Origin of the sequence: Streptomyces malaysiensis subsp. samsunensis, assembly GCF_024519315.1 — a bacterium.
Classification (GTDB): Bacteria; Actinomycetota; Actinomycetes; order Streptomycetales; family Streptomycetaceae; genus Streptomyces; species Streptomyces malaysiensis.
Genome location: NZ_JANIIC010000010.1, coordinates 25,160 through 47,891 on the forward strand (window position 1 = coordinate 25,160; position 22,732 = coordinate 47,891).

The window sequence follows — 22,732 nt, forward strand, 5'->3', positions numbered from 1 at the left end:
CACGCGCTGCCCCTACGGCATGGCCGCACGGGCAGCGCCTCACTCGTCCTCGTCCGCCTCTTCGCCCTCGGGAGAGAGCGGCTGCTCCAGCACCGGCCCCTCACCGGGAGCCAGCGAGCCGAGGATCCGCTCCAGATCCTCTATCGAGGCGAACTCGACGACGATCTTTCCCTTCTTCTGACCGAGGTCGACCTTCACCCGAGTCTCAAACCGATCGGAGAGACGCGACGCCAGATCCGTGAGCGCGGGGGACACCCTCGCGCCCGCCCTCGGACTCTTGGACTTCGTCGTACCACCCGACCGCGACCCCATCAGAGTGACGATCTCCTCCACCGCACGCACCGAGAGCCCCTCGGCGACAATGCGGTGGGCCAGCCGGTCCTGCTCCTCCGGGTCATCCACGGAGAGCAGCGCCCGGGCGTGCCCCGCGGAGAGAACCCCTGCGGCCACCCGGCGCTGAACCGACGGGGAGAGCCTCAGCAGCCGCAGGGTATTGGAGACCTGCGGACGTGAGCGCCCAATACGGTCGGCCAGTTCGTCATGCGTGCAGTTGAAGTCCTTCAGCAACTGGTCGTACGCGGCCGCCTCCTCCAACGGGTTCAGCTGAGCCCGGTGCAGGTTCTCCAGCAGCGCGTCGAGTAGCAGCTTCTCGTCGTCGGTGGCGCGGACGATCGCGGGGATCTTCTCCAGCCCGGCCTCACGGCAGGCCCGCCAGCGGCGCTCGCCCATGATGAGCTCATAGCGCTCCGGCGCCAACTGGCGTACGACGACGGGCTGGAGGAGACCGACCTCCTGGATCGAGGTGACCAGCTCGGTGAGCGCGTCCTCGTCGAAGACCTCGCGGGGCTGCCGTGGATTGGGGGTGATGAAGTCCAGCGGCAACTCGGCGAAATGAGCCCCGGCCACCTCCTCCGGCATCACCACCGGCTCGACGGCCTCGGGCTCCTTCTCCCGCGGTGCGGGCTCCGTTTCCTGTGGAACCGTATGCGTGGGCAGACCGGCCACCTTGGCCGCCGCCACTCCGCGCTCCTGGGTGAGCACCGGGACCGCGGTCGGTGAGGTGGTGGCCCCGGTCGTCGTGACCGTTCCCGCCCCCGCCGAGGGCCCGGCGTTATCCGTCCCCTTCGGCGCGGGAGGAATCAGGGCACCGAGCCCACGGCCCAGTCCTCTGCGTCGCTCACTCACTGAATCCCCTCCTGCATGCTGCTGTGCTGGTCGTGCTGGCTGAACTCGGGCAAGGCATGAGCGTGCTGGGCGTCGTAGTTCACGTTGACACCTCTGAGGGCGATCTCACGGGCCGCCTCGAGATAGGAGAGCGCCCCGCTCGACCCGGGGTCGTAGGTGAGGACGGTCTGCCCATAGCTGGGGGCCTCGGAGATACGCACCGATCTGGGAATGCTCGTCCGGAGCACCTCACCGCCGAAGTGGCTGCGCACCTCGTCCGCGACCTGAGAGGCCAGTCGGGTGCGGCCGTCGTACATGGTGAGAAGGATCGTCGAGACATGGAGCTTGGGGTTGAGATGGCCCCGCACCAGGTCCACGTTCCGCAGCAGCTGACCCAGCCCTTCCAGCGCGTAGTACTCGCATTGGATCGGGATCAGCACCTCCGCACCGGCCACCAGCGCATTGACCGTCAGCAGACCCAGCGAAGGCGGGCAGTCGATCAGGATGTAATCCAGCGGCTGCTCATATGCCTCGATGGCCCGCTCAAGCCGGCTCTCCCTCGCCACCAGGGAGACCAACTCGATCTCGGCACCGGCGAGATCGATCGTGGCCGGAGCGCAGAACAGTCCCTCCACATCCGGGACCGGCTGCACCACATCGGACAACGGCTTGCTGTCGACCAGCACGTCATAGATCGATGGAACCTCAGCGTGGTGGTCGATCCCCAGCGCCGTCGACGCATTGCCCTGGGGGTCAAGGTCGACCACCAGAACACGACCACCGTGCAGGGCCAGCGAGGCGGCCAGATTGACCGTCGTCGTGGTCTTTCCGACCCCGCCCTTCTGGTTGGCGACCACCATCACCCGGGTCTGCTCCGGCCTGGGCAGTCCCTCACCGGCACGGCCCAGGGCTTCTACCGCCAGCTGAGCGGCACGACCGATCGGGGTGTCGTCCATCGGGGGCGGCGTTTCACGTGAAACATCCTCCCCCGACAATTCAGTACGGGGGCCGGGGACCGGATCGGTCATCGGCCCCGCGATGTTGGCGTCGGACCGCAAGGATTCACTCTCCTCGACATCAGGCTCGCAATAAGCAGAGCCTGCCATGCTTTTGGGGTCGTGAACCAGCGAGGCCCGTTCTCCTGTGGATGAATCCACGTTCATACGGGGTCGGCGGTCGCGGGGCGAGGCCGCCGCACGACCGCGACTGATGATTCCATGCAGCAGGGAGCGACGTTTCACGTGAAACACGATGCACGGGACGCCTCGCCGATTGGTCGCGACACTCCGGTATGCGTAGTTTTGCCAGCTTGTATGGAGCAATGCCCTCGACTCCGGACCGACAACTCCGAGCCAACGGCTCAGGGTCGATGACTCGGAGCCAACTGATCAGGGGCACTGATCAAGGTCGATGGCTCAGGGGCGACGGCGGGGCGACCGCCGAGCCGCCTTGGCCCGCTTCGCCGCGAAGCGCACACCTCCGGGGCTCTCCCCGACCTCGACCCGCACCACCGTCGACGGCGGGTCCACCACACCCTCACCGACACGCAGCACCGAGGTCTCCACCACCCCCAGCTTGCCCAGCGCGGCCCGGGCCTGCTTCAACTCCTCCTCGGCGGTGTCGCCCTTCAGAAGCAGCATCTCGCCGTACGGGCGCAGCAGCGGAACCCCCCAGCCGGCCAGCCGGTCCAGCGGGGCCACCGCCCGAGCCGTCACCACATGCATCGGAGCCAGCTTGCCGAGTACCTCCTCGGCGCGGCCGCGCACCACCGTCACATGCTCGAGCCCCAGCAGCTCCACCACTTCCCGCAGGAAGTTCGTCCGGCGCAGCAGCGGCTCCAGAAGCGTGATCCGGAGATCCGGCCGGGTCAGGGCGAGCGGGATACCAGGAAGCCCGGCCCCCGAGCCCACATCGCAGACGGTGACGCCGTTGGGCACCACTTCGGAGAGCACGGCGCAGTTCAGCAGGTGCCGCTCCCACAGCCGCGGCACCTCACGCGGGCCGATCAGCCCGCGCGTCACTCCCACATCGGCCAGCAGCTCGCCGTAGCGGACGGCCTCCGGGAAACGGTCACCGAATACATCCCTTGCCTCGGGGGGCGCTGGGGGGAGCTCCGCTGCTTCCGTCACGGGGACCATCCTTCCGTACCGAACACTGTGCTGAACGATGATGTAAGGCTGACAAGATTCGGCCCCGTCTGCGTGCAGACGGGGCCGGGTGGATCACGAGGCGGTACTGCTTCAGACCGGAAGCACGACCACGCAGCGCTGGGGCTCCTCGCCCTCGGACTCGCTGCGCAGCCCGGCGGCGGCCACCGCGTCGTGCACCACCTTCCGCTCGAAGGGCGTCATCGCCTTGAGCTTCACCGGCTGACCGGTGCCCTTGGCCTCCTCGGCCGCCTTGGTGCCCAGCTCGGTCAGCTCAGCACGCTTACGGGCCCGGTATCCGGCGATGTCGAGCATCAGCCGACTGCGGTCGCCGGTCTCCCGGTGCACCGCGAGGCGGGTCAGCTCCTGAAGGGCCTCCAGCACCTCGCCATCGCGGCCGACCAGCTTCTGGAGATCGCGGCTGGTCGAGTCGCTGATGATCGACACCGCTGCGCGGTCGGCCTCGACGTCCATGTCGATGTCGCCGTCGAGGTCCGCGATGTCCAGCAGCCCCTCGAGGTAGTCGGCCGCGATCTCCCCTTCCTGCTCAAGGCGGGTCAGGGTGTCGACACCCTCGGCGGCCGGGGTGGTGCCTTCCGTCACGGATGGACTCCTTCGTTACTTCTTGGACGGGTGCTTGGGGCGCTGCTGGCCTTTGCGCTGGCCGGACTTCGCGCGGGCGGAGCCGGAAGCCGAGCCGCCGGCCGGCTTGCCGCCCTGCGCGCCCTTCTTCTGCCCCGCGCCCTGCTTCTCGGCGGGCTTGTCCGCAGCAGTGGACTTCTCCGTATCGGCCGGGGGACCCGACTGCGAGCTGGCCTTGCTGTGGCCGGTCGTGGCGCGCTGCGCCTTGGTCTGGCGCTTGGGCTGCTGACGGTTGGCACGCGCCGTCTCGGCCGCCTCCTTCGCGGCGACCTCGGCCGGCTCCTCCTTCAGCTTGCCCTTGGCCCGCAGCCGCTCCTGGCGGGCCTGGAAGGCGAGACTGCCCGGGGTCGGGTTACGGCGGATGACGAACATCTGCTGGCCCAGGGTCCAGACGTTGGTGGTCAGCCAGTAGACGAGGACACCGACGGGGAAGTTGATGCCGAAGACGGCGAACATGACCGGGAAGATGTACATCAGCATCTTCTGCTGCTGCATGAACGGCGTCTTCACCGTGAGGTCGACGTTCTTGGTCATCAGCTGGCGCTGGGTGAAGAACTGCGACGCCGACATCAGGACGATCATGGTGATCGTGACGATGCGGACGTCGGTCAGCGAGGCGCCGAGGGATTCGACCTTCGAGGCCGAGTCCAGGAACTTCACCGACAGCGGAGCGCCGAAGATATGGGCGTTACGGGCGCTGTCCAGCAGGGACTGGTCGATGACACCGACCGTCCGGTTGTTCGCGATGTGGTTGAGCACCTGGTACAGCGAAATGAAGAACGGTGACTGCGCCAGAATCGGGAGACAGCTCGAGAGCGGGTTGGTGCCCGTCTCCTTGTAGAGCTTCATCATCTCTTCGGACTGACGCTGTTTATCGCTCTTGTAGCGCTCCTGGATCGCCTTCATCCTGGGCTGGAGCGCCTGCATGTTCCGCGTCGACTTGATCTGCTTCACAAAGAGCGGGATCAGGCAGATACGGATCAGCACCACCAGCGAAACGATGGACAGACCCCACGCCCAGCCACTGTCCCGATCGAAGATCAAGCTGTAGAACGAGTGGAACTGGACGATGATCCAGGAAACTACGTCATAAAGAGGACCGAGGATCGTGTCCACGAATCAGGCTCCTTGGGCGTTGGGCTGGGTCTCGGGCTGTGCGGCAGGCTCCACAGCCGGATGCCCGCCGAGGCGGTTCCGCAGCCGCTGGTGCCACACCGGACGCTTCCGGGGCGGGACGTGGTCGACGCCACCGAGCGACCATGGGTTGCAGCGCAGGATGCGCCAGGCCGTCAGCGCCGTTCCTTTTACCGCGCCGTGCCGATCGATGGCCGTATAGCCATAGTGCGAGCACGACGGGTAGTACTTGCAGACCGGTCCCAACATCGGGCTGATGGTCCACTGGTACAGCTTGATCAACCACAGCAGCGGGTACTTCATCGCGGCACCCCTCCCAGTAGCCGCTGCACTGCCGTGTCGAGATCACGGGCCAGCTGGTCGTGACCCGCTTCACCCGCGCCGGGCAGCGCCCGTACGACCACAAGGCTACCTGCGGGAAAACGGTCGATGCGGTCCCGCATGAGATGGCGCAGTCTCCGCTTCACCAGGTTACGGACGACGGCGCCGCCCACAGCCTTGCTTACGACGAAACCCGCACGCGCCGGAGGAGCACTCTCCCCGGATGCGTGCGGGTCCGTATCACCGCTGGTGAGGCCGGTACGAAGATGGACGACAAGGAGCGGGCGACCGGCCCTGCGTCCTCGGCGTACCGCGGCCGCGAAGTCCTCGCGCCGCCTCAGCCGATGCTCGGTAGGCAGCACGTCATGGACCTTGGGTCAGGCTGCTCAGGCCGACAGGCGGGCGCGACCCTTGCTGCGGCGGGACGCGAGAATCGCGCGGCCGGCACGGGTGCGCATCCGCAGCCGGAAGCCGTGGGTCTTCGCGCGACGACGGTTGTTCGGCTGGAAGGTGCGCTTGCTCACTCGGGGGCTCCAGAGATGAATCGGAAGGTGGCGGTCTATCGCTTGGCTGTCACCGTGCGCCCACGAGTAGCTCGCAATACGCCCGAGTGCACCGCTTCACGATCACAGGTCATCACGCCCGTGATCCTTGCCCATCGGAGGCAGGCGGCAGCAGCCATCGACAACTCGACCTCGTTACGGTACGCGCGGTTACGCCATCCGGTCAAACCGGTGGCCGACACCCTGACAGCGCGCTTTCCCCCTCAGGCTAGGGGCAAGGGAACGCCCGGCGACATCGCATGGCACATTTGTACACACCCTGTGGACAACGACTTGAACCGTGCACCCCGGCCTGACTACCGTGGCTGGGCTCCGATTCCTTCACGCCCGTCCCGAGAACCACGCATTCGTGGGACCTGTCGGCGTCCCCCACCCAGCGAGTGAGAGAGCGTGCCCTGTGGCTGACGTACCCGCCGATCTTGCCGCAGTGTGGCCACGTGTGCTCGAGCGGCTGCTGGGAGAGGGCTCCGGGCAGGGCGGACAAGGCGTCGAGGCCAAGGACGAGCACTGGATCAAGCGGTGCCAGCCCCTCGCACTGGTCGCCGACACCGCGCTGCTCGCCGTCCCCAATGAATTCGCCAAGGGCGTACTGGAGGGCCGGCTGGCCCCCGTCGTCAGCGAAACGCTGAGCCGGGAGTGCGGCCGCCCGATCCGCATCGCGATCACGGTCGACGAGTCGGCCGGCGAACCGATCGTCCCGGCGCAGTCGCAGCGCGAGCAGCGCGAGTCCTACGAGAGCTACGACGGCCGGGACGGCTACGGCCGCCAGGCGCCGGACGATCTGCCGTCGGCCCGCCCCGCCTACCCCGGCTATCAGCAGCCGCGCCCCGATCCGGGCGCCTGGCCGCGGCCCCGTGACGACTACGGCTGGCAGCAGCCCCGGCTCGGCGGCTTTCCCGAGAGCGATCCTTACGCCTCCCAGCACTCCTCGTCCGGCTATGACCAGCAGCCGTACGACCAGCAGCCGCGCGGCGACTACCGCGGTCCGGGCGTCGAGCGCCCGGGCCCGGGTGGCGGCCACGGCGGCCCCGGACCGGGCCCCGACCGCCCACCGTACGAGCAGCGCCACGATCTGCCCGATCCGCTCGAGCGCGCCCGCGGCGGACCGCCCGTCCTGCCCTCGCAGACCGGCGCCCCCGGCCCGCTCGCCGCTCAGCCCGCACCCGCGTCCGGCCCCGGTGAGCCGACCGCGCGGCTGAACCCCAAGTACCTCTTCGACACCTTCGTCATCGGCGCGTCCAACCGTTTCGCGCACGCCGCGGCGGTCGCCGTCGCCGAGGCACCGGCCAAGGCGTACAACCCGCTGTTCATCTACGGGGAGTCCGGGCTCGGCAAGACCCACTTGCTGCATGCCATCGGGCACTACGCACGCAGCCTCTACCCCGGCACCCGGGTGCGCTATGTGAGCTCGGAGGAGTTCACCAACGAGTTCATCAACTCCATCCGCGACGGCAAGGCGGACGCGTTCCGCAAGCGCTACCGCGACATGGACATCCTGCTGGTCGACGACATCCAGTTCCTGGCGAGCAAGGAGTCGACGCAGGAGGAGTTCTTCCACACCTTCAATACGCTCCACAACGCCAACAAGCAGATCGTGCTCTCCTCCGACCGGCCGCCCAAGCAGCTGGTCACCCTGGAGGACCGGCTCCGCAACCGCTTCGAGTGGGGCCTGATCACCGATGTGCAGCCGCCGGAGCTGGAGACGCGTATCGCGATCCTCCGTAAGAAGGCGGTGCAGGAGCAGCTGAACGCTCCGCCGGAGGTGCTGGAGTTCATCGCCTCGCGGATCTCCCGCAACATCCGTGAGCTGGAGGGCGCGCTGATCAGAGTGACCGCCTTCGCGAGCCTGAACCGGCAGCCGGTGGACCTCGGGCTCACCGAGATCGTGCTGAAGGATCTGATCCCCGGCGGCGAGGACGCGGCCCCGGAGATCACCGCCACCGCGATCATGGCGGCGACCGCCGACTACTTCGGGCATACGGTCGACGATCTGTGCGGCGCCTCCCGCAGCAGGGTGCTGGTCACCGCGCGGCAGATCGCGATGTACCTCTGCCGGGAGCTGACCGATCTGTCACTGCCCAAGATCGGCGCGCAGTTCGGCGGCCGCGACCATACGACGGTGATGCACGCCGACCGCAAGATCAGGGCGCTGATGGCCGAGCGGCGCTCCATCTACAACCAGGTGACCGAGCTGACCAACCGCATCAAGAACGGCTGAGACGGCTGCGAGGAGCCGCACACGGCCACCGCGAACCGCTGAAGGGCGCTCCGGGGACGGACAACTCCCGGGGCGCCCTTCAGCGTTCATGGCCGTTCATGGCCGCGCGTCGCCGCGCAGGGCCGTTCATCGCTGTCATGGCCTCGCGTCGCCGCGCACAGCCGTTCATCGCTGTTCATGGGCCGCGCGTCGCCGGGCGTGGTCGTTCATGGCTACGAAGCTGTTCGATTCGCCGTCCGGGAGACCCGGTTCTCCACAGATCCACAGCTCATCCACCGTCCACACCCTGGGGACATATGAGTTGTCCCGATCCTGTCCACAGGGTGTGGGGTGGGCAGGGCATCGCCCGAGGTCAGGTGGTTGTGGAATTGTGGCTATCCGAAGTCCACAGACTGTGGATGACCGAGCTGCCCACGGGCCGCGCGTCAGCTTGTCCACCGGCAACCCACAGCCGAAGGCCCATTGCCCACAGCTTCTCCACACCGCTGTCCACTGTTCGGCAACGAAACGGCCACGGTCACCGGCGAGAGTGAAAGGCGTCACACCAAGGAGGCGGGTTGGGCTGTGGGGAAGGTGGGTAAAACTGGGGACGACGCTGGGGAGAACCGGCCGATGTCTGTGCATCGCATGTGCAGAACTCTTCGGCATCCACAGAAAGCCCCGGTTGTCCACGGCCTCCGCCCACAGGCACGGTGGATAAAAAACCGTCCCTGACCAGGGCGTATTCAGTTTTCCACGGTTTCCACAGGCCCTACTACTACGACCACATAGAGTTAGCCGGGAAATCGCTTCGAAGTGGGGCCTGTGCACAACCTCGGGCCGAGCCGCCCGACACCCCGTGCACCGACTTGACCCCGAGCCGCACCGACTGTCCCTGGCGTGCGTCAGACTGGTCTCCGGCGACTCAGCCGACGACGAAGGCCAGCAGGGCGAGCCAGCAACAGCAGGAGGCGGCTTACGGTGAAGATCCGGGTGGAGCGCGATGTACTCGCGGAGGCGGTGGCCTGGACGGCCCGCAGCCTCCCGGCCCGACCGCCGGTGCCGGTCCTCGCGGGCATCCTGATGAAGGCGGAGGAGGGCGCGCTCAGCCTCTCCGGCTTCGACTACGAGGTCTCCGCCCGCGTCTCCGTGGAGGCCGACATCGAGGACGACGGCACGGTCCTCGTCTCCGGCCGCCTTCTCGCCGACATCTGCCGCGCCCTTCCCAACCGCCCGGTGGAGATCTCCACCGACGGGGTGCGGGTCACCGTGGTCTGCGGCTCCTCGCGATTCACACTCCACACCCTGCCTGTGGAGGAGTACCCGGCGCTGCCGCAGATGCCGACCGCGACCGGCACCGTCCCCGGTGAGGTCTTCGCCGCCGCCGCGGCCCAGGTCGCCATCGCCGCCGGCCGTGACGACACCTTGCCGGTGCTCACGGGTGTGCGGATCGAGATCGAGGGCGACACCGTCACGCTGGCCTCCACCGACCGCTATCGCTTCGCCGTCCGCGAGTTCCTGTGGAAGCCCGAGACCCCCGACATCTCCGCCGTCGCGCTGGTGCCCGCCAAGACGCTCCTCGACACCGCCAAGTCGCTGACCAGCGGTGACACCGTCGCCCTCGCGCTCTCCGGCTCGGGTGCGGGCGAGGGCCTGATCGGCTTCGAGGGCGCCGGGCGCCGTACCACCACCCGGCTGCTCGAGGGTGACCTGCCGAAGTACCGCACGCTCTTCCCCACCGAGTTCAACTCGGTCGCGGTGATCGAGACCGCCCCGTTCGTCGAGGCCGTCAAGCGTGTGGCCCTGGTCGCCGAGCGCAACACCCCGGTGCGGCTCACCTTCGAGCAGGGGGTGCTGATCCTGGAGGCCGGATCGAGCGACGACGCACAGGCTGTGGAGCGGGTGGACGCCCAGCTCGACGGCGACGACATCTCGATCGCCTTCAACCCGACGTTCCTGCTGGACGGGCTCAGCGCGATCGACTCGCCGGTCGCCCAGCTGTCCTTCACCACCTCGACCAAGCCCGCCCTGCTCAGTGGCAAGCCCGCCATGGACGCCGAGGCGGACGAGGCGTACAAGTACCTGATCATGCCGGTCCGGCTGAGCGGCTGAGACGCGCGAATGAGCAGGTGTAGCCCACATCTGTGCGGCTACCCGCGGGCGTAGGCTCGGACTCACCGCGAAACGCTAGGGACTACGAAGGATCACTGATGGAGCTCGGTCTCATCGGCCTCGGCAAGATGGGCGGCAACATGCGCGAGCGCATCCGCCGCGCAGGCCACACCGTCATCGGATACGACCGCAACCCGGATGTCGCCGATGTCCACAGCCTCGACGAGCTCGTCAGCAAGCTCAAGGGCCCGCGTGTGGTGTGGGTCATGGTCCCGGCGGGCGTCCCCACCCAGATCACCATCGATGAGCTGGCCGAGCTGCTGTCGCCCGGCGACATCGTCGTGGACGGCGGAAACTCCCGCTGGACCGACGATGAGAAGCACGCCGAGCAGCTCAACGCCAAGGGCATCGGCTTTGTCGACTGCGGTGTCTCCGGCGGTATCTGGGGCCTGGAGAACGGCTACGCCCTGATGTACGGCGGCGCCGCCGAGCATGTGGCCCGGGTCCAGCCGATCTTCGACGCGCTCAAGCCCGAGGGCCAGGGCGGGGCCGTCCACGCCGGCAAGGTCGGCGCGGGCCACTTCGCCAAGATGGTCCACAACGGCATCGAGTACGCGATGATGCAGGCGTACGCCGAGGGCTGGGAGCTGCTGGAGAAGGTGGACTCGGTCACCGACGTCCGCGAGGTCGTCCGGTCCTGGCAGGAGGGCACGGTCATCCGTTCCTGGCTGCTGGACCTGGCCGTCCGCGCCCTGGACGAGGACGAGCACCTGTCCAAGCTGCGGGGCTACGCGGAGGACTCCGGTGAGGGCCGCTGGACCGTGGAGGCCGCGATCGACCACGCCGTGCCGCTGCCCGCGATAACCGCGTCGCTCTTCGCCCGGTTCGCCTCCCGCCAGGAGGACTCGCCGCAGATGAAGATGGTCGCCGCGCTGCGCAATCAGTTCGGCGGCCACGCCGTCGAGAGCAGCGAGAAGTAACCACCCCGCGGGGTGGAGCAAGCAGTCCTGCCGGGGGAGGTCGGCGCAGCCCACTATGCACGTCACGCATCTCTCGCTCGCCGACTTCCGCTCGTACGCCCGGGCCGAGGTGGCTCTCGACCCGGGCGTCACGGCCTTCGTCGGGCCCAATGGCCAGGGCAAGACCAATCTGGTCGAGGCCGTCGGCTATCTCGCCACCCTCGGCAGCCACCGGGTCTCCTCCGACGCCCCGCTGGTGCGCATGGGCGCGGAGCGGGCCGTGGTCCGGGCCGCGGTCGTCCAGGGGGACCGGCAGCAGCTCGTCGAGCTCGAGCTCAACCCGGGCAAGGCCAATCGCGCCCGTATCAATCGGTCCTCGCAGGTCAGACCGCGTGATGTGCTGGGGATCCTGCGGTCGGTGCTGTTCGCGCCGGAGGATCTGGCCCTGGTCAAGGGCGATCCGGGTGAGCGCCGTCGCTTCCTCGACGAGCTGATCACCGCGCGGGCGCCCCGGATGGCGGGAGTCCGCTCCGACTACGACCGGGTGCTGAAGCAGCGCAACACCCTGCTGAAGACCGCCGCCCTCGCCCGGCGCCACGGTTCGCGCGGCGGTGGCGGCGACGCGGCCCTGTCCACCCTCGACGTCTGGGACCAGCATCTGGCCCGGACCGGTGCCGAGCTGCTCGCCCAGCGGCTCGATCTGATCTCCGTGCTCCAGCCGCTCACGGACAAGGCGTACGAGCAACTCGCCCCGGGCGGCGGCCCCGTGCTGCTGGAGTACCGCGGCTCGGCCGGTGAGGGCCTGATGGACGCGGGCAGCCGCGAGGAGCTGTACGAGCTGCTGATGGCCGCCCTCACCCAGGCCCGTAAGCAGGAGGTCGAGCGCGGGGTCACGCTGGTGGGCCCGCACCGCGACGACCTGGTCCTCAAGCTGGGCCGGCTCCCGGCGAAGGGCTACGCCAGCCATGGTGAGTCCTGGTCGTACGCCCTCGCGCTGCGGCTGGCCTCCTACGATCTGCTGCGCACCGAGGCGGGCGAGCCGGTGCTGGTGCTGGACGACGTCTTCGCGGAGCTGGACGCGCGGCGCCGGGAGCGGCTGGCCGAGCTGGTCGCCCCCGGGGAGCAGGTGCTGGTGACCGCGGCGGTGGAGGACGACGTCCCGCATGTGCTGGCCGGCACGCGCTACACGGTGTCCGATGGCGAGGTGCGGCGCGTATGACGGACCGGATGGACCAGCCAGGGCGGCCTTCGCCGGTTCCCGAGCCCTCGGCGCCCGAGCCGTCCGGGGTCGATCTCGCGCGGGTGGCGCTGCGCGCCGCCAAGGAGCAGGCGCGCGCCCGGGGGGCCGCGGCCCAGCAGAAGAAGCAGGCGCGCAGAGGGGGCCTGCGCTCCGGCGCACGCGCCGATGGCCGCGATCCGCTTCCGCTCGGTGCGGCGATCAACCGGCTGATCACCGAGCGCGGCTGGGAGACCCCGGCCGCGGTCGGCGGGGTGATGGGCCGCTGGCCCCAGATGGTGGGGCCCGAGGTGGCCCAGCACTGCGAGCCCCAGCGCTATGACGAGGACGCCCGGGTGCTCACGGTGCGCTGCGACTCCACGGCGTGGGCGACCCAACTGCGGCTGCTCGCCCCGCAGCTCGTGGCCCGGCTGAACGCGGATCTGGGCCAGGGCACCGTAAAGATGATCAAGGTTCTGGGCCCCGGCGGCCCGCCCCGCCGCTATGGCCCGCTGCGTTCCCCGGGCTCCACAGGACCCGGGGACACCTACGGCTGAGCAGGGGCTCGCGCCCTCGTGTTAACCGGCGGTAACAGGTTGACTGCTGAGACCCCCGGTCACGGTAGCCGGTGGTTGACAGCCCGAAGCGCTGAGTGGCGGTGTGAGCCTCTTGGAGCCCGTCCCCGCATATGGGGAGTCGGCGGCGGGCGGTTCAGGGCGGCACATGCGGACTCAGGCGCCAGCAAGCCCCCATTCTTGTCGGCGCTACCGGTAGACTGGGGCCGTACACCGTCGCCGCTGGCGCACCGAGCGCTTGCGGACACATGTTGAACGACGCAGCCGCTCCCGCCTGTCCGGAGACGGCTCGTGCTGTGCCAGAAAGGGCGCTTCGTGGCCGATTCCGGCAACCCCATCGAAAACATCCCGTCCACGCCCGATGGCGAGGCCCTGGCCTCGCCGTCGTACGACGCCAGTGCGATCACCGTCCTGGAGGGGCTGGAGGCGGTCCGCAAGCGACCCGGTATGTACATCGGTTCCACCGGTGAGCGCGGCCTGCACCACCTCGTCCAAGAGGTCGTCGACAACTCCGTCGACGAGGCCATGGCCGGTCATGCCGACAGCATCGAGGTCACGATCCTCGCCGACGGCGGCGTACGCGTCGTCGACAACGGCCGTGGCATCCCCGTGGGCATCGTCCCCTCGGAGGGGAAGCCGGCCGTGGAGGTCGTGCTGACCGTGCTGCACGCGGGCGGCAAGTTCGGCGGCGGCGGCTACGCCGTCTCCGGCGGTCTGCACGGCGTCGGCGTCTCCGTCGTCAACGCCCTGTCGTCGAAGGTGTCGGTCGAGGTCAGGACGGACGGCTACCGCTGGACCCAGGACTACAAGACGGGAGCGCCGACCGCGCCCCTGGCCCGGAACGAGGCCACGGAGGAGACCGGCACCACGGTCACCTTCTGGGCGGACCCGGACGTCTTCGAGACCACCGAGTACTCCTTCGAGACGCTGGCCCGGCGCTTCCAGGAGATGGCGTTCCTCAACAAGGGGCTGTCGATCTCGCTCACGGACGAGCGCGAGGCCCATGTGGACGAGGAGGGCAAGCCGCTCTCCGTGAAGTACCACTACGAGGGCGGCATCGTCGACTTCGTCACCTACCTCAACTCCCGCAAGGGCGAGCTGGTCCACCCCACGGTGATCGGCTTCGAGGCCGAGGACAAGGAGCGGATGCTCTCCCTCGAACTCGCGATGCAGTGGAACGCGCAGTACACCGAGGGTGTCTACAGCTTCGCGAACACCATCCACACCCATGAGGGCGGCACCCACGAGGAGGGCTTCCGCGCCGCGCTGACGTACCTGATCAACAAGTACGCGCGCGACAAGAAGCTGCTCCGGGAGCGCGATGACAACCTTACGGGCGAGGACATCCGCGAGGGTCTGACCGCGATCATCTCGGTCAAGCTGGGCGAGCCACAGTTCGAGGGCCAGACCAAGACCAAGCTGGGCAACACGGAGGCCAAGACCTTCGTCCAGAAGATCGTCAACGAGCATCTCGCCGACTGGCTGGACCGCAACCCCAATGAGGCGGCGGACATCGTCCGCAAGGGGATCCAGGCGGCCACGGCCCGTGTCGCGGCCCGTAAGGCGCGCGATCTGACCCGCCGCAAGGGGCTGCTGGAGACCGCGTCGCTGCCGGGCAAGCTGAGCGACTGCCAGTCCAACGACCCGGCGAAGTGCGAGATCTTCATCGTCGAGGGTGACTCCGCCGGCGGCTCGGCCAAGTCCGGCCGTAACCCGCAGTATCAGGCGATCCTCCCGATCCGAGGCAAGATCCTCAACGTCGAGAAGGCCCGGGTCGACAAGATCCTCCAGAACAACGAGGTCCAGGCGCTGATCTCCGCCTTCGGCACCGGGGTGCACGAGGACTTCGACATCACCAAGCTCCGCTATCACAAGATCATTCTGATGGCGGACGCCGACGTCGACGGCCAGCACATCAACACCCTGCTGCTGACCTTCCTCTTCCGCTTCATGCGCCCGCTGGTCGAGGCGGGCCATGTCTTCCTGTCCCGTCCGCCCCTCTACAAGATCAAGTGGGGGCGGGACGAGGTCGAGTACGCGTACTCGGACCGGGAGCGGGACGCGCTGATCCAGGCCGGCCGTGAACAGGGCAAGCGCATCAGGGACGACTCCGTCCAGCGCTTCAAGGGTCTGGGCGAGATGAACGCCGAAGAGCTGCGAGTGACCACGATGGACCAGGACCACCGCGTCCTGGGCCAGGTCACGCTGGACGACGCGGCACAGGCCGACGACCTGTTCTCGGTCCTCATGGGTGAGGACGTCGAGGCACGGCGCTCGTTCATCCAGCGCAACGCCAAGGACGTCCGCTTCCTCGACATCTGAGTCGGCCCCCAGCCGCAGACGACAGAAGGACTTTGACCAGCAATGGCCGACGAGAACACCCCGAACACGCCCGACGACCAGACCCCCGACGAGCTCGCCGACGGCGCCGCCCTCCGCGTCGAGCCGGTCGGCCTCGAGACGGAGATGCAGCGCTCGTACCTCGATTACGCGATGAGCGTGATCGTCAGCCGTGCGCTGCCCGACGTCCGGGACGGCCTCAAGCCGGTGCACCGCCGGGTGCTGTACGCGATGTACGACGGCGGGTACCGCCCCGAGAAGGGCTTCTACAAGTGCGCCCGCGTCGTCGGCGACGTCATGGGCACCTACCATCCGCACGGTGACTCGTCGATCTACGACGCGCTGGTGCGGCTGGCCCAGCCTTGGTCCATGCGGATGCCGCTGGTCGACTCCAACGGCAACTTCGGCTCCCCGGGCAACGACCCCGCGGCGGCCATGCGGTACACCGAGTGCAAGATGGCGCCGCTGTCGATGGAGATGCTCCGGGACATCGACGAGGAGACCGTCGACTTCCAGGACAACTACGACGGCCGTAACCAGGAGCCGACGGTCCTGCCGGCCCGCTTCCCCAACCTGCTGATCAATGGCTCGGCGGGGATCGCGGTCGGCATGGCCACCAACATCCCGCCGCACAATCTGCGCGAGGTGGCCGAGGGCGCCCAGTGGGCCCTGGCCAACCCCGAGGCCACGCAGGAGGAGCTGCTCGACGCCCTGATCGACCGGATCAAGGGCCCGGACTTCCCGACCGGGGCGCTGGTCGTCGGCCGTAAGGGCATCGAGGAGGCGTACCGCACCGGGCGCGGCTCGATCACCATGCGCGCGGTGGTGGAGGTCGAGGAGATCCAGGGCCGGCAGTGCCTGGTGGTCACCGAGCTGCCGTACCAGGTGAACCCGGACAACCTCGCGCAGAAGATCGCCGACCTGGTGAAGGACGGCAGGATCGGCGGCATCGCCGACGTCCGCGACGAGACTTCCTCGCGCACCGGCCAGCGCCTGGTCATCGTGCTCAAGCGGGACGCGGTCGCCAAGGTCGTGCTCAACAACCTCTACAAGCACACCGATCTTCAGACCAACTTCGGCGCCAACATGCTGGCGCTGGTCGATGGTGTGCCGCGCACCCTCTCGCTGGACGCGTTCATCCGTAACTGGGTCACGCACCAGGTCGAGGTCATCGTCCGCCGGACCCGTTTCCGGCTGCGCAAGGCCGAGGAGCGGGCGCATATCCTGCGCGGTCTGCTCAAGGCCCTGGACGCGATCGACGAGGTCATCGCGCTGATCCGGCGCAGCGACACGGTCGACACCGCGCGCGGCGGCCTGATGGGGCTGCTGGAGATCGACGAGATCCAGGCCAACGCGATCCTGGAGATGCAGCTGCGGCGGCTGGCCGCCCTGGAGCGTCAGAAGATCATCCAGGAGCACGACGAGCTTCAGGCGAAGATCAACGAGTACAACGCGATCCTCGCCTCGCCGGAGCGGCAGCGGCAGATCATCAGCGAGGAGCTGACCGCGATCGTCGAGAAGTACGGCGACGACCGGCGCTCCAAGCTGGTCCCCTTCGACGGCGACATGTCCATCGAGGACCTGATCGCCGAGGAGGACATCGTCGTCACGATCACGCGTGGCGGCTATGTCAAGCGCACCAAGACCGAGGACTACCGCTCGCAGAAGCGCGGCGGCAAGGGCGTGCGCGGGACGAAGCTGAAGCAGGACGACATCGTCTCGCACTTCTTCGTCTCGACCACCCACCACTGGCTGCTGTTCTTCACCAACAAGGGCCGGGTCTACCGGGCGAAGGCGTACGAGCTCCCGGACACCGGACGCGACGCGCGCGGCCAGCATGTGGCGAATCTGCTGGCCTTCCAGCCCGATGAGAAGATCGCGCGGATTCTTGCCATCCGGGACTACGAGGCGGTGCCGTATCTGGTGCTGGCCACCAAGTCCGGGCTGGTGAAGAAGACCCCGCTGAAGGACTACGACTCGCCCCGCTCCGGCGGTGTGATCGCGATCAACCTCCGGGAGATGGAGGACGGCCGCGAGGACGAGCTGATCGGTGCCGAGCTGGTCTCCTCCGAGGACGATCTGCTGCTGATCAGCAAGAAGGCGCAGTCGATCCGGTTCACGGCGACGGACGATTCGCTGCGGCCGATGGGGCGCGCGACCTCCGGTGTGAAGGGCATGAGCTTCCGCGAGGATGACGAACTCCTCTCGATGAATGTGGTCCGGCCCGGTACGTTCGTGTTCACCGCCACGGACGGTGGGTACGCGAAGCGGTCCAATGTCGATGAGTACCGCGTCCAGGGGCGCGGCGGTCTCGGGATCAAGGCGGCGAAGATCGTCGAGGACCGTGGTTCCCTGGTCGGGGCGCTGGTGGTCGAGGAGACGGATGAGATCCTCGCCATCACGCTCAGCGGTGGCGTGATCCGTACCCGGGTCAATGAGGTCAGGGAGACGGGCCGTGACACCATGGGCGTCCAACTGATCAACCTGGGTAAGCGCGATGCCGTCGTGGGCATCGCCCGGAACGCCGAGGCCGGTCGTGAGGCTGAAGAGGTCGAGGAGGAATCCTCGTCCGGGAACGTGGCAGCCGAGGAGGCCGCGTCCGAGGCGGCCGAGGGCACAGAGCCCCCGGCCGACGAGACCGAGGAGTAAGTCGTGAGTGGAGCCACGGGTGCCGCGGGCGGCGGTGCGGACGCCGGAGGGCGTCCGGGACCGGGAGCCCCGACTTCGGTGGGCGGCACCGCCGCTGGGGAAGGCGCCCGTGGCCCGGCCGGGGAGTCCGCCGTGACGGAGACCCGGAAGCTGCGGCCGCAGCGCGATCCGCACCCCCAGTACGCCAGCCCGCTCCCCAATGAGCGCCCCGCCCCCTCCCAGCCCGCGCAGCCGTACCACCCGCCGCAGGCATACGCCCCGCCGCCCGGCGGCGGGGCCGGACGGGGCGGTTCCGGGGTGCCCGGGCAGTCGGCCCAAGGCGCCCAGCAGGGGCACCAGCAGGCCGCCACGGGCGTCCGGCGCCCCCGTACGTCCGCGGGGGCCCGTCAGGCGCCGCGGACCCGTAAGGCGCGGCTGAGGGTCGCCAAGGTCGATCCGTGGTCGGTCATGAAGGTCAGCTTCCTACTGGCGATCGCGCTGGGCGTCTGCACCGTGATCGCGGTGGCGGTGCTGTGGATGGTCATGGACGCCATGGGCGTCTTCAGCGCGGTGGGCAACACCATCAGCGATGCGACGGAGTCGCAGAAGGGCAGCGGGTTCGACCTGGAGTCGTTCCTGTCGCTTCCGCGTGTCCTGGGGTTCACCGCGATCATCGCCGTGATCAATGTGGTGTTGGCGACCGCGCTGGCCACGCTCGGGTCCTTCATCTACAACCTGTCGGCGGGCTTCGTGGGCGGCGTCGAGCTGACCTTGGCCGAGGACGAGTAGCGGCCCGCCGATACCGATTTTGGGACGGGGCAGGTGGTGCGCTAATCTTTCGGTGCAGCGCGGGGCTATAGCTCAGACGGTTAGAGCGCTTCCCTGATAAGGAAGAGGCCACAGGTTCAAGTCCTGTTAGCCCCACCGTCGCGATCAGCCTGGATGGAGATCTTCTCCGTCCAGGCTGATGTCGTATGAGGGCCGGGAGTTGATCCCCGGTTCCTTCCCGATTTCTCACCTGCCAATGCCGGTCATAGGTCACCGATCGGTATCGGTCGGTGTGTATCATCGGGCGCCAGAGGTCCCCTACGTCAAGAAAGAGACGAGGTAGCGCAGTGAAGAAGCTGCTCCTGGTCGCACTGGCCGCCATCGGCGGGCTCCTCGTGTACCGCCAGATCCAGGCGGATCGCGCCGAGCAGGATCTGTGGACGGAGGCGACCGACTCCGTGCCCGCAGGCTCGGGTGTGTGAGCCCCTACGACAGTCCCGATACGGGGCCCCGACCGCTGGAGTGGTCGGGGCCCCGTCGGCTTTACTGGCGCCTGACGGGGAAGTCGCGGGGGCGTCGGGGGACGGGATGTCGGGCGGCCTTCGTGTTTCACTCTCGCAAACGAATAGCTTGCACAGGCAAAGTTGAACGGGCTGACCGGCCGGTACGACGAGGAGTGACGCGCGATGAAGGACCGCCGCAAGGTCAGGGCCGGTCTCGCCGCGGCGGTGGCGCTGTGCGCGGTGGCCGCGGCACCGGGGACGTCCCTCGCCGACGGTGCCGCCGGGGCCCGGGCGTACGAGACCCGGGGCACCCGGATAGACGGCGCCGACGGTGAGCCGGGCGCCCCTTCCCTCGCGGCCGGCCGCACCTATGTCGACAGCATCGGGCCGGGCGAGAAGCGGTACTACGGCGTGACGCTCGACACGAAGTCGGCCGCCTATGTCTCGGCGGTCGCGGCGCCCCGGCCGGGGGCGGAGGTGACCTCGTACCGCGACGGTGTGAAGGTGACGCTGGAGAGCCCTGACGGGGCCATCTGCGGCACCGCCTCCCCGAAGGTCGAGACGAGTGGCGTCGCCTATCCCCTGGCCGACTACGCCTCCCGCCAGACGGACTCCGGCCCCGCTTCCTGCCACCAGGCGGGGCGCTATGCGGTGACGGTGGAGCGCCAGGACGGATCGCCGGACCCGGAGCGCTGGCCCGTGGAGCTCCGGCTGATGGTGGAACCACCCGTGAAGGGCGGGGCCACCGGGGCGGCCCCGGAGGGGAGTTCGAGCACACCGCCGCCCGAGCCACCGGAGGGCACGGCCTGGCCGAGGAGCGGCGGGCGCGGCTTCACCGACGCGCCGACCCTGGGGACCGGGGTGTGGAGGGACGAGATCACGCCGGGGGAGACGCACTTCTACCGGGTGCCCGTCGACTGGGGCCAGCGCCTCTCCGCCGTCGCGGAAATGTCCGCCGACGGCAAGGACCAGAGCACCCGTCTGCTCGACCGCGCACTGTCGATGCACGCCTACAACCCGGCGCGCGGACTCGCGAAGCGCGGCACCCCCGCCGCACAGGACGGCGAGTCGCCCCGCACCCAGGTGACCACCGCGCCGGTGGCCTACGGAAACCGGTATGCGAACACCGGCTCCACGGTCCGCGCGATGAGCTTCAGCGGCGGGTACTTCCTGGCGGTCACCCTCAACCCGCCACAGGTGGCACCGCATCTGAACACCTCGGTGCCGGTCGTCCTGCGGGTGCGGGTCGCGGGCGCCGCGCGCGGCGGGCCCAGCTACGACAAGGACCCGGTCGAGGCGGGGTTCGGGCTCACGGCGGCCGACCGGCGGGCGGCCAAGCGCCATCCGGACGCCGCGGCGGACGACGACCGGATGGAGGGGCCCGGCTCCGGCATCGCCGACTCGAAGGCCGCGCTGCGGGTGGTGGGGTACGCGGGCATCGGCACCGGTACGGCCCTGGTGCTCGGGCTCGGCGTGTGGACGTACGCCGCCAGGCGCCGGGCCTCGTCTCAGCAGTACGGGCCGCCGTCGGGTTGGTAGTTGGGGTCTGTTCGGCGGCTGGGGTCTGCCTGGTGGCCGGGGTCTGTTTGGCGGCTCGGGTCTGTTCGGTCGCCGGGGTCTGATTTCTCCGAGGCGTGTCGCGGGGCGTCGTCAGCGGGGGCGTCGTCAGGGGGCCTCAGGGGAGTGCGCTGTTCAGCCCGAGGCGACCAGCGCCCATGCGCCGACGGCGAAGCACAGCGCCGCGACGATCAGGATCGAGAGCGTCGCCCTCCGGGACGGCCCGGGGCGTCGCCGGGTCGCGGTGGGAACTTGCGGCCGCTCGGCGGTGTATGGACGAGTAGAAGGGAAATCACGCGGGGGCGGCGTCGGGGTCGGTGTCGGAGTCGGCGTGGGTGTCGGCGTCGGAGTCGGCGAGGGAGCCGCGGTCGGATGGGGAGCGGGGGTGGGCGTATGCGGGTGCGCATGTTGCACCGGCTGTACGGGGTGTGGGGGCTGCTGTGCGTGGTGCGGATGGTGCACGGGCGGCTGTGCCGGTGGGAGCGGGGCCGCGGTCGAAGGGGTCGGCGGGGCCGGCGGGTGGGGTATCGACGGCTGCTGGACCGGCGGGGGCGGAGTCGCGGGCTGGGCGGCCGGTGGCGGGGGCGTCGGTGTCGGCGGGCCCGCGGGCTGGGGCGGTGGGGTCCGGTTCAGGGGCGCCTGGGCGTATGGGGGCCCGGTGTACCGGACTTCGGAGGACGGAGCCCCGGGAGACCCAGGAGCCCCGGGCGTATGGGTGTGCGGAGTGCGGCCGGGCGGGGTCTCGGGGCGCGAGGCCCGGTCGGACGGGGTCTGCGGGACCTGTGGCTGGTCGTTCCGGGGGAGCGGCGGCGGGAGGGTGAAGCTGCCGGTGTCGGACATGGACGGCTGTGGAGTGGCCGGCTGGGGAGGAGCCGCCTCACCGGCGGGCTGCTGGGGCGGGTCCGCTTGGGCGGCGGGGGCCGCGCCGACGGCGGGGCCGTCTCGGCGGTGGACTGAGGTCCGGACGGCGCCGAGCCGTTCCCCTGGGGCGGGTCGGCCTTCGCATGGCGGCGGCGCGGCCGGGTCGGGCCTTCGGGGCCGAACCCGGTGGGCAGCGGCCCGAGATGGTCGAAGACCTCGATGGCCTCGTCGTCCAGGTCGGCCTCGGGCAGCAGATCGATCGCTGTCGCCAGCGCCTTCCGCGCTCCCGTGGCGGTGCGGAAGCGGTTCTCGGGGTCCGGTTGCAGCAGGCCTGCGATCACCTGCCACAGCGGTTCGGGCACGTCCGTGGGCGCGTTCGGCACCCCCTGCTCGAACAGCTTGACGAGCGCCTCCCCGTCCGGCTTGTGCCCGGTGAGCAGATAGAGCGTCACCAGCCCGACGGCGAAGAGGTCGGCGGGGAAGTCCGGGTCGTCGCCCATCATCTGCTCGGGCGCGAAGTAACCAGGCGTGCCCATCACGTAGTTGGCCTCGGTGAGGCGCGGCTCGCCCTTGGTCAGTGCGATGCCGAAGTCGCCCAGCCGGACGTGCGGCCGGCCGGTCCCGGTGGACTCCAGCAGGATGTTCGCGGGTTTGATGTCCCGGTGCACCACACCCTCGGCGTGCACCGCGGCGAGTCCGGCGAGCAGCTGGTCGAGCAGTGTGCACACATAACGGGGCGGCAGCGGGCCGTAGTCCCCGATGAGATGGGCGAACGAGCCGCCGCCCACCAGGTCCATGGTGAACAGCACCTTGTCGTCGTCGGCCGCCCAGCTGGCCGGTGCCAGTACATGGGGGTGATCGATCCGCAGGGCCTGTTCCCGGACGAAGCGCAGCAGTGTGTGGGCGTCGCGTTGCTGGAGCACCTTCGCTGCCACGTACCGTCTGCGGCGATGGTCCCAGACGCGCCATACGGCGCCCACCCCTCCACGCCCGATCGGGTCCACCAGCTCGTACCGGCCCGCGAAGATCTCACCCATCGCGCCGT

At 69.1% G+C, this 22,732-nt stretch carries 19 protein-coding genes and 1 tRNA gene; 11 read left to right on the forward strand and 9 right to left on the reverse strand.

Annotation, left to right across the window (positions count from 1 at the left end; all coding sequences use genetic code 11):
- Nucleotides 1-39: 39 nt before the first annotated feature.
- The 8 genes from NQU54_RS11060 to rpmH form a co-directional block, all read right to left on the reverse strand.
- Complete coding sequence (locus tag NQU54_RS11060; protein ID WP_257630912.1) at nucleotides 40-1,185, reverse strand: ParB/RepB/Spo0J family partition protein; 1,146 nt, start codon at nucleotides 1,183-1,185, stop codon at nucleotides 40-42.
- Nucleotides 1,182-2,270 carry a ParA family protein gene (locus tag NQU54_RS11065; protein WP_079152837.1) on the reverse strand — a complete coding sequence of 363 codons (1,089 nt, stop codon included), beginning with the start codon at nucleotides 2,268-2,270 and terminating at the stop codon, nucleotides 1,182-1,184. Before NQU54_RS11065 ends, NQU54_RS11060 begins: the two co-directional genes overlap by 4 nt.
- 309 nt (nucleotides 2,271-2,579) lie before the next feature.
- A complete protein-coding gene (rsmG, locus tag NQU54_RS11070) occupies nucleotides 2,580-3,302 on the reverse strand; it encodes a 16S rRNA (guanine(527)-N(7))-methyltransferase RsmG (RefSeq protein ID WP_257630913.1) in 723 nt (240 codons plus the stop codon).
- Nucleotides 3,303-3,404: 102 nt separating this feature from the next.
- Nucleotides 3,405-3,914: a Jag family protein gene (locus tag NQU54_RS11075; protein ID WP_020869968.1), complete on the reverse strand. Its 510-nt coding sequence runs from the start codon at nucleotides 3,912-3,914 to the stop codon at nucleotides 3,405-3,407.
- Nucleotides 3,915-3,929: 15 nt separating this feature from the next.
- On the reverse strand, nucleotides 3,930-5,069 hold the full coding sequence (yidC, locus tag NQU54_RS11080) for a membrane protein insertase YidC (protein ID WP_257630914.1): 1,140 nt from the start codon (nucleotides 5,067-5,069) through the stop codon (nucleotides 3,930-3,932).
- Between the two features lie 3 nt (nucleotides 5,070-5,072).
- Nucleotides 5,073-5,390 (reverse strand): membrane protein insertion efficiency factor YidD, encoded by a 318-nt coding sequence (gene yidD / locus NQU54_RS11085; RefSeq protein WP_030827780.1) that lies wholly within the window; start codon nucleotides 5,388-5,390, stop codon nucleotides 5,073-5,075.
- Entirely contained in the window at nucleotides 5,387-5,770 is a 384-nt protein-coding gene (gene rnpA / locus NQU54_RS11090) for a ribonuclease P protein component (RefSeq protein WP_079152838.1), read from the reverse strand. Before rnpA ends, yidD begins: the two co-directional genes overlap by 4 nt.
- Before the next feature lie 24 nt (nucleotides 5,771-5,794).
- Nucleotides 5,795-5,932: a 50S ribosomal protein L34 gene (rpmH, locus tag NQU54_RS11095; protein ID WP_003956500.1), complete on the reverse strand. Its 138-nt coding sequence runs from the start codon at nucleotides 5,930-5,932 to the stop codon at nucleotides 5,795-5,797.
- Nucleotides 5,933-6,368: 436 nt separating this feature from the next.
- Between rpmH and dnaA the strand changes: the two genes are divergently transcribed.
- The 11 genes from dnaA to NQU54_RS11150 all read left to right on the forward strand — a co-directional run bounded on the left by dnaA (nucleotide 6,369) and on the right by NQU54_RS11150 (nucleotide 20,808).
- Nucleotides 6,369-8,189 carry a chromosomal replication initiator protein DnaA gene (gene dnaA / locus NQU54_RS11100; protein ID WP_308408479.1) on the forward strand — a complete coding sequence of 607 codons (1,821 nt, stop codon included), beginning with the start codon at nucleotides 6,369-6,371 and terminating at the stop codon, nucleotides 8,187-8,189.
- 960 nt (nucleotides 8,190-9,149) lie between these two features.
- Nucleotides 9,150-10,280 carry a DNA polymerase III subunit beta gene (gene dnaN, locus NQU54_RS11105; RefSeq protein ID WP_167502394.1) on the forward strand — a complete coding sequence of 377 codons (1,131 nt, stop codon included), beginning with the start codon at nucleotides 9,150-9,152 and terminating at the stop codon, nucleotides 10,278-10,280.
- Between the two features lie 98 nt (nucleotides 10,281-10,378).
- The gene (gene gnd / locus NQU54_RS11110) at nucleotides 10,379-11,260 is read left to right on the forward strand and encodes a phosphogluconate dehydrogenase (NAD(+)-dependent, decarboxylating) (RefSeq protein ID WP_069861229.1); all 882 of its coding nucleotides are present in this window, start codon (nucleotides 10,379-10,381) and stop codon (nucleotides 11,258-11,260) included.
- A gap of 55 nt (nucleotides 11,261-11,315) precedes the next feature.
- Nucleotides 11,316-12,458, forward strand: coding sequence for a DNA replication/repair protein RecF (recF, locus tag NQU54_RS11115; protein WP_257630915.1), 1,143 nt, complete (start codon nucleotides 11,316-11,318; stop codon nucleotides 12,456-12,458).
- Entirely contained in the window at nucleotides 12,455-13,012 is a 558-nt protein-coding gene (locus tag NQU54_RS11120) for a DciA family protein (protein WP_079258284.1), read from the forward strand. Before recF ends, NQU54_RS11120 begins: the two co-directional genes overlap by 4 nt.
- Nucleotides 13,013-13,321: 309 nt before the next feature.
- Complete coding sequence (gene gyrB / locus NQU54_RS11125) at nucleotides 13,322-15,352, forward strand: DNA topoisomerase (ATP-hydrolyzing) subunit B (RefSeq protein ID WP_079258285.1); 2,031 nt, start codon at nucleotides 13,322-13,324, stop codon at nucleotides 15,350-15,352.
- 42 nt (nucleotides 15,353-15,394) lie between these two features.
- Nucleotides 15,395-18,019 carry a DNA gyrase subunit A gene (gene gyrA, locus NQU54_RS11130; protein ID WP_257630916.1) on the forward strand — a complete coding sequence of 875 codons (2,625 nt, stop codon included), beginning with the start codon at nucleotides 15,395-15,397 and terminating at the stop codon, nucleotides 18,017-18,019.
- Between the two features lie 3 nt (nucleotides 18,020-18,022).
- The gene (locus NQU54_RS11135) at nucleotides 18,023-18,787 is read left to right on the forward strand and encodes a DUF3566 domain-containing protein (protein WP_079152839.1); all 765 of its coding nucleotides are present in this window, start codon (nucleotides 18,023-18,025) and stop codon (nucleotides 18,785-18,787) included.
- Nucleotides 18,788-18,848: 61 nt separating this feature from the next.
- Nucleotides 18,849-18,922: transfer RNA gene (locus NQU54_RS11140), tRNA-Ile, on the forward strand.
- A 191-nt stretch (nucleotides 18,923-19,113) separates the two neighbouring features.
- Nucleotides 19,114-19,248, forward strand: a complete 135-nt coding sequence (locus NQU54_RS11145; protein ID WP_003958712.1) for a DLW-39 family protein — start codon at nucleotides 19,114-19,116, stop codon at nucleotides 19,246-19,248.
- Between the two features lie 204 nt (nucleotides 19,249-19,452).
- Entirely contained in the window at nucleotides 19,453-20,808 is a 1,356-nt protein-coding gene (locus NQU54_RS11150; RefSeq protein WP_257630917.1) for a hypothetical protein, read from the forward strand.
- A gap of 647 nt (nucleotides 20,809-21,455) precedes the next feature.
- Here the strand turns inward: NQU54_RS11150 and NQU54_RS11155 are convergent.
- The gene (locus NQU54_RS11155) at nucleotides 21,456-22,724 is read right to left on the reverse strand and encodes a serine/threonine-protein kinase (protein WP_257630918.1); all 1,269 of its coding nucleotides are present in this window, start codon (nucleotides 22,722-22,724) and stop codon (nucleotides 21,456-21,458) included.
- Nucleotides 22,725-22,732 lie beyond the last annotated feature (8 nt).